Source organism: Nostoc sp. NZL (assembly GCF_015714705.1).
GTDB lineage: Bacteria > Cyanobacteriota > Cyanobacteriia > Cyanobacteriales > Nostocaceae > Nostoc > Nostoc foliaceum_A.
The window spans coordinates 1-6,969 of the sequence record NZ_WBKL01000200.1 but is presented as its reverse complement, the minus strand read 5'-3'; the positions used below and the strand labels follow the sequence as shown (position 1 = coordinate 6,969).

General features: G+C 40.0%; 5 protein-coding genes and 1 pseudogene. 5 read left to right on the top strand and 1 reads right to left on the bottom strand.

Going from position 1 to position 6,969, the window contains the following annotated elements; all coding sequences use genetic code 11:
* Positions 1-24: 24 nt before the first annotated feature.
* Positions 25-411 carry a helix-turn-helix domain-containing protein gene (locus F8R90_RS29700; protein WP_196513631.1) on the bottom strand — a complete coding sequence of 129 codons (387 nt, stop codon included), beginning with the start codon at positions 409-411 and terminating at the stop codon, positions 25-27.
* Between the two features lie 53 nt (positions 412-464).
* On the opposite strand from F8R90_RS29700, the pseudogene F8R90_RS29695 reads away from it, so the two are divergent.
* From F8R90_RS29695 to F8R90_RS29675, 5 genes and pseudogenes are all read left to right on the top strand, one after another.
* Positions 465-1,895: pseudogene (locus F8R90_RS29695) on the top strand (MGH1-like glycoside hydrolase domain-containing protein); the annotation flags it as partial.
* Positions 1,896-2,310: 415 nt separating this feature from the next.
* Positions 2,311-3,744, top strand: coding sequence for a sensor histidine kinase (locus F8R90_RS29690; protein ID WP_196513630.1), 1,434 nt, complete (start codon positions 2,311-2,313; stop codon positions 3,742-3,744).
* A 207-nt stretch (positions 3,745-3,951) separates the two neighbouring features.
* Positions 3,952-4,632 (top strand): response regulator transcription factor, encoded by a 681-nt coding sequence (locus F8R90_RS29685; RefSeq protein ID WP_190895472.1) that lies wholly within the window; start codon positions 3,952-3,954, stop codon positions 4,630-4,632.
* Positions 4,633-4,683: 51 nt separating this feature from the next.
* Positions 4,684-4,896 (top strand): CopG family transcriptional regulator, encoded by a 213-nt coding sequence (locus F8R90_RS29680; RefSeq protein ID WP_196513629.1) that lies wholly within the window; start codon positions 4,684-4,686, stop codon positions 4,894-4,896.
* Positions 4,897-5,605: 709 nt separating this feature from the next.
* Positions 5,606-6,952, top strand: coding sequence for a hypothetical protein (locus F8R90_RS29675; protein ID WP_196513628.1), 1,347 nt, complete (start codon positions 5,606-5,608; stop codon positions 6,950-6,952).
* The last annotated feature ends 17 nt before the right edge of the window (positions 6,953-6,969 follow it).

The window sequence follows — 6,969 nt, the reverse complement described above, 5'->3', positions numbered from 1 at the left end:
TTTCCCAATAATCTAATCTTAAATTCAGGACTCTCTCTGTCCCCGCTTGGGTACTCCGCTTTGTTTTTTTTTCCGATTTAATCCTAATTTCTGCAAGGCACGACACATTGCACTTTGACCTACCCAATTGCCAGTCTTGTCTGCAAATAATTCACACAACTCTATTAATGTTGCATCTGGATATGATTCAACTAATTCTCTCAATTCTATATCTGCATTTGTTAAATGACTAAATTGCGGCTTTCCTCGCGGCTTAGATTGTAAATCTCCTTCAAGTTTTTGTTGTTTTACCAGCTTTTGCACTAAACTCTTTGACACGGAAAATATGTTAGCTACTTTCCTGATTGAGATGTTTTTCTCAAGATGTGCTGCAACTATTTTTTCTCGTAGATCGGCAGAATATGACTTCATTTAAAAGTATTTATATTTTAATCTAGTGTACCTCATAATAGACGCAAGTGCTGTATCCTTGGTTTGCGGCTTGGGATTTAGCATTTCATACCATTCCTTTGGCAATGATTGACCCCGATTTTGCTAAGTATCAGTTGGATGTTTTAACACGGGAATGGTATATGCATCCTAATGGGCAAATTCCTGCCTACGAGTGGGCTTTTGGTGATGTTAATCCACCTGTTCATGCTTGGGCTACTTGGCGCATTTATAAGATTGAGAAAAAGATTTATGGACGAGCAGATAGACAGTTTTTAGAACGGGTATTTCAAAAGCTGATGCTCAATTTTACCTGGTGGGTAAATCGCAAAGATACTGCGGGTAACAACGTCTTTCAAGGAGGATTTCTCGGTTTAGATAACATTGGTGTATTTGACCGCAGCGCAGCTTTACCTACAGGTGGACATATTGACCAATCTGATGGTACGAGTTGGATGGGAATGTATTGTTTAAATATGTTAGCGATCGCTCTAGAATTAGCCAAGACTAATCCTGTTTATGAAGACATTGCTACCAAGTTATTTGAGCATTTTCTTTACATTGCCGATGCCATGAATAAAATTGGCGAAATGGAAGCCAGTTTGTGGCATGATTCCGATGGTTTTTACTACGATGTACTACATTTACCTGAACGGCAGATTACCTTAAAAGTCCGATCAATAGTAGGATTAATTCCTCTATTTGCTATTGAAACTATTGAACCAGAAACTTTAAAAATCCTTCCTGGTTTTAAAAAGCGATTGGAATGGTTTATCCAAAACCGTCCTGACTTGCGCAAAAATGTGGCTTGTATGGAAACAAAAGGAGTGGGTGCAAGGAGATTACTGGCGATCGTTTCTAGAGATAAGCTCAGAAGTATTCTGCAAAAAATGCTGGATGAAAGCGAGTTTTTTGGCCCTTACGGCATTCGAGCACTTTCTAGATTTCATGCTGAAAATCCTTATATTTTTGATGTCAATGGTTCGCAATTTCGGGTGGATTATGAACCGGCTGAATCTAGTAGTGGTTTATTTGGTGGGAATTCTAACTGGCGCGGCCCCGTTTGGTTTCCCGTAAATTTCATCCTAATTGAATCTCTACAAAAGTTTCATTATTATCTCGGAGACGATTTCAAAGTAGAATGTCCTAGAGGTTCTGGTCAAATGATGACACTTTGGGAAGTTGCATCCGAATTATCTCAAAGGTTAACTAGAATTTTCTTGCAAAATACCTCTGGTAAACGTCCTATCTATGCTGGAATACAAAAGTTTCAAAATGATCCACACTGGCAAAATCTGATTTTATTCTATGAGTATTTTCATGGTGATAATGGAAGCGGAATTGGAGCTAGTCATCAAACTGGCTGGACAGGTTTAGTTGCAAAATTAATCCAGGAATTTGGTGAATATGAAGCACAGCATCAAGAACCAGCAATAGAGAAGGATAAAGAAGCGAATCTAACATAAGGACATCCAAAATTGCTCTAAGCCTCACTTTTTAAGAGGCTATCTTCGGAGTCAGAATCAATCAGTGGGGGTTTTAAAACCACTTATTCATTCGCCATTCGTACAGAATAGACAACTGAATTCTGACTCCTGAATTATGCTTGATAAATTTTAAGGTAATTCTCAGCGAAAATTAATCTAATTACTAATAAATACATTTAGATTATTAGACAAAGGTTTACGAAGTTGAGAGGGCAATAAAATAAAAATATTTAGCAATCTTTTTGGAATGGCTGCACTTTTCATTGTAGGTATGCGACAGAGGTAAGTTCAAATCAGCTATAACTAAAGATGTAGTGGTTGACAGTAACTTTACATTTCGCAGTCTTATTTTATTGATAAAGCCTTTTTCTACACCTAAAGTGCGACCAGAACAGTGAAGCAAATCAAAAAGAATTGGATAAATATAGACCCATTTTCCTTACAGTCACGCCTCACGGTTGGTATTGCTGGTTTTTCAGCTTTGGTATTAGGTAGCCTTGCTACATGGACTAGTTGGAGAATGCAGCAAATTTTAGTTGATAGTCATAAATATAATATAGAACAAATCGCCCAACGCTTGCCGCAAGATGTGCAAATTTATAGTGAAATGATGCAACCTGAAACTGGGTTGCAAAAGGCTATTAATAATTTGGCAAATACCAACACATTATTATGGCTAAAAAGTCCTGATAATAAAATTTTAGTAAAATCTGCGCCTTTGGATTTGTTATCTGATACTACGGTAGCTGAGTTAATGTCCCTGACTAAGATGCCGATTAAACCACAAGTTTACAAAGTGAACCAAAGCTACTTTGTTTTATGCGGTAGTTCTGTGCAAGTGCAGGGTAAGTTACTCGGTGAATTATTTGTAGTAAAGGATATTACCCGCGAACAAAGAATGTTTGTGGTAATGGTGCAGAGTTTAGGGATTACTAGTATTTTGGCAATTCTTGTATTAACATCTGCGATCGCATTTTATATTAAGCGTTCTTTGCAACCTCTGCGTCAGCTAAATCAAATGGCTTCTGTGATTTCTGCTGAAGATTTAGGACAAGCGCAGTTATATCTTGATAATGCACCAAGCGAAGTTAAAGAATTAGCTCAAACCTTAACTATGCTGTTATCGCGTCTCTCCCAGTCATGGAAGCAAGAACGGGAATTTGTAAGTAATGTTTCTCACGAATTACGCACACCCTTGACGATTGTACATGGTTACTTGCAAAGCGTCTTGCGAAGACAGAATAACTTAACCCAAACCCAACAAGAAGCTTTAGAAACTGCTGCATCGGAAGCTGAACGAACTATCCGCTTATTACAAGATTTACTTGATTTAGCACGAGCAGATAGTGGTTACTTGTACTTTCAAATGAAATCTTATGTGCTAAATGAATTAGTTGAAGAAGTTATAATGATGGCAGAAAACTATAGCGATCGCATCATTACAATCGAGTCAAAAATTTACCCAATTGAGGTAAAAGCAGACTACAGCCGCCTCAAACAAGTATTATTAAATTTGATTGATAATGCTATTAAGTATTCTGAAGCTGATACACCTATAATTTTTAAATTAAATCAACATCAAGACAAGGCAATTATTCAAGTTTGTGACGAAGGCTATGGCATTCCTTTGCAACAGCAAGCACGGATCTTCGAGAGATTTTACCGTGTAGATGAATCCCGCTCTCATACTACTGGGGGTTGTGGTTTGGGTTTATCGATTGTTAAGACGCTTGTAGAAGGTATGGGGGGTAGTGTAAGTGTTCAATCAAAGTTAGGGGAAGGGAGTATATTTACAATCAGTTTACCTACATATAGCCCTTCTATCTGAATGGCATTTCTTTGTCGGAGCAGTCTCGCATTTTTGAACCCTTGTACCAAGTTGATCCGTCCCGCGCTCGTTTGACTGGCAAAGCAGGCTTAGGTTGATATATTGTGAAACACCTAGCAAAGGTATGGGAGGCAAAGTTGCCGTCCTTGCAGAGCCAGGTTATGGTAGCACTTTTATTCTCACATTACCTGCTTTAGGAGCAAAAATATGACAGCACATATCCTTTTAGTGGAAGATGAAATCAAACTGGCGCGATTTGTCGAATTAGAACTTAATAGCGAAGGATATCAAGTAAGTGTAGCCCATGATGGTATTGCTGGTTTAACCCTGGCGCGAGACTCATCGCCAGATTTAGCGATCCTGGATTGGATGCTACCAGGGTTGACAGGTTTGGAAATTTGTCGCCGTTTACGGACAACAGGCAGTACAGTACCAGTAATTTTGTTGACAGCAAAAGATGAAGTGAGCGATCGCGTCGCAGGATTAGATGCGGGAGCCGATGATTATGTAGTTAAGCCCTTCAGCATTGAGGAACTACTAGCTAGAATTCGCGCTCATCTCCGTCGCACGCAAGAAACAGAAGAGGATTTGTTGCAATTTGAAGATTTAAGCTTAAATCGCCGCACCCGTGAAGTTTTTCGGGGAAAACGAAGCATTGAGTTAACAGCAAAAGAGTTTGACTTATTAGAATACCTCCTCTCACATCCCCGTCAGGTGTTTACTAGAAACCAAATTTTAGAGAAAGTTTGGGGTTACGACTTCATGGGTGATTCTAATATTATTGAGGTTTATATTCGTTATTTGCGACTCAAGTTAGAAGACAATAATGAAAAGCGTTTGATTCATACACTCCGTGGTGTAGGTTATGCACTGCGGGAGCAATCGTAATGACTTGGTGATTTCGGCAAAAAGGAACATATCAACGACAAAAAGAGGATTATGAATAAAAAATGGGCTGTTAAACGACTGACAATAAATCTCACAACTGAGGAAATGAAGAAACTTGAATCCTACTGTGCTTTAACAGGAAGGCCAGCAACAGACGTAGTTCGAGAACTGCTCCGAACTCTTGAGGTTGACAATGCTGAAACTCCTGAGATGGAAACAGCAGACTCAACAAAAACAGTTGGCAGTTGGTCAAAATCACAGTAACTATTCCTACCAAATCTTAGAAATCTGCCACCCTGATTTGCCGACAGGTAACACTAATAGATGATCAGGTATCGGCAAGTTGGGTTTTCTATTCTTTTGGTATAATTTTTGCTGTTTCATCTAGATGTCCGCGAAACTAATCCCACCAACCGTTCTGGTGTGGCGGTGACTCTTAAATTGCGCGACAAGTGAGGGGGTTAAATGCCCCCTCAGATCATATTGCTTAAAAAACTTATTGTTTAGGCTGACGTTTAGAGTTGTCTGTAGCAAGATCCCGCAGCGTGTGGCAGACGTTCTTATACCAATTCTGTATGAAGATGCGCTAAATCTAAGTAAAAGAAAGAAAAACGAACCGCATTCGCGCAGCGTCTCGTTAGAGAAGGACGCAAAGGACACAAAGAAAGAAGTTAAAAGGGTTTGGCGCAGCCTCACAAAGAAATGGTATTACGCAAAAAGATTTTAATGAAAAGTGATTAGCCGGACTTGGTATCAAGTCTAGTACGTAGCGGGCGATCGTTAAGCATGAAAGAAAGCACTTCCCCTTCACTACTTGTGTTTAGCTAATCATCCCTTTGGTTACGTCTTTTTCCTTTGGCATGTCTTAACAAGGATATATTGTGGGCATCATAATCCCAAGCTGAATACATCAGCTAGCAGCCAGAAAACTCTTTGGCAGCAACTTTTTGATTTACAAGTATAGTATCGTCCTATGGCAGATAGTTTTAGACGTTATCTCTTTGTTTCTCGATATAGTTTGTACACTAAGTTGATTTTGGGATGCCTACAGATTCAATTGGGAGTAATCTGTAGCGTAAGTATTTGGGCATTATCAGAAGCTAAGTTACAAGCTGCTCAAGCACATCAGACCTGGAAATCACCTCCAGAATTGACCGAGCAAGTCACTAAAGTAAATCCTAAGTCAGCAGAGCGATACTCAAAATTTAGAACTCACAGAGATTTGAGAGCAGGAGCTTTGGCTGTTGGCTTTGCTAAGGGCGAACTAGAATTTTCGATGCCGCTCTCCTATCGATTAAAGCCAACACCTATTTTGATTGCGGCACCCGAAAACTTCAATCCTGATCTGCGATTACCGTCAGCGTTACCCAAAACACCACAGAATTCTAGCCCAGCAACAACTTCCACTGAACCAGAAACGCCGGATGCAGTTTTGGAAAGTCTTCATACGGACTATCGCTATGACACAGACAACTTTGGCCAAACCAATTTCTTTTTTGAACCAACGGTTCAGTTTCGATTGAATAATGGCAATAAAATATTTTTCAAGACAGGTTTTAACTTCTTTGAGCAACGCGGGGTTGAATCAGTAACGAATTTTCCCTTACAAGTTGGATGGCAGGGAAAAATTGGGCAAGTGACTCTGCGAACAGCAGCTGGAGTCGATGTGTTCAATCGTTTACCTACAGCTATCAATCTCAATGCTAAGGTGGAGGTTCCGATTTCGCCGCCGCAAGTTTCGTCATCCGGTCAATTGCTATCGGTAGTAGTACTATCAGGTAATTTAGAACAAGGGCCTTATAAATCGAATGCTCGAACTTTAGACAATCAAATTACTGCTTGGCGATTTGGGCCTGATTTATACTGGCAGATTAACCGTAACACCAGCTTGTTTTCATCATTGCGTTTGGGTAGTTACAACGATAATAATTCTGAGGTGCAGTCATTTAGTAGGCTAGAGCGCAAGTTCGGACAGTTTTCTCTGGCAGCTAACTTATTCAGTTGGAGTTTTGATCGCGATTTAGAACGCACAAGTGGCTATTTTTCCCCACCAGATTTTCTGGTTTACAACGCTGAGGTAGCTTGGGAAGGAGATATTGCTAATTTCTTACGCTGTCGCCTCGCTGCTAACTTAGGACAGCAGCGACTTAAAGGAGAATTTGACAACGCCTATACCTATCAAACGCGCTGTACAGCAAAGGTTTCACCAAATATAGAGGCAGACCTCGGCTATAGCTTTAGTAATGTCCGAAATCAAGAAACTGGCGGAAGTGCCTACGGTGGTAATTCCTTGACAGGACAGTTGCGGGTCAAATTTTAGGGGGCAGGGAGGGGGCA

Bases quoted from the DNA above. Each gene is read 5' to 3' on its own strand.
- F8R90_RS29700 (WP_196513631.1), bottom strand. From the start codon at position 411: ATGAAGTCATATTCTGCCGATCTACGAGAAAAAATAGTTGCAGCACAT.
- F8R90_RS29685 (WP_190895472.1), top strand. From the start codon at position 3,952: ATGACAGCACATATCCTTTTAGTGGAAGATGAAATCAAACTGGCGCGA.
- F8R90_RS29680 (WP_196513629.1), top strand. From the start codon at position 4,684: ATGAATAAAAAATGGGCTGTTAAACGACTGACAATAAATCTCACAACT.
- F8R90_RS29675 (WP_196513628.1), top strand. From the start codon at position 5,606: ATGGCAGATAGTTTTAGACGTTATCTCTTTGTTTCTCGATATAGTTTG.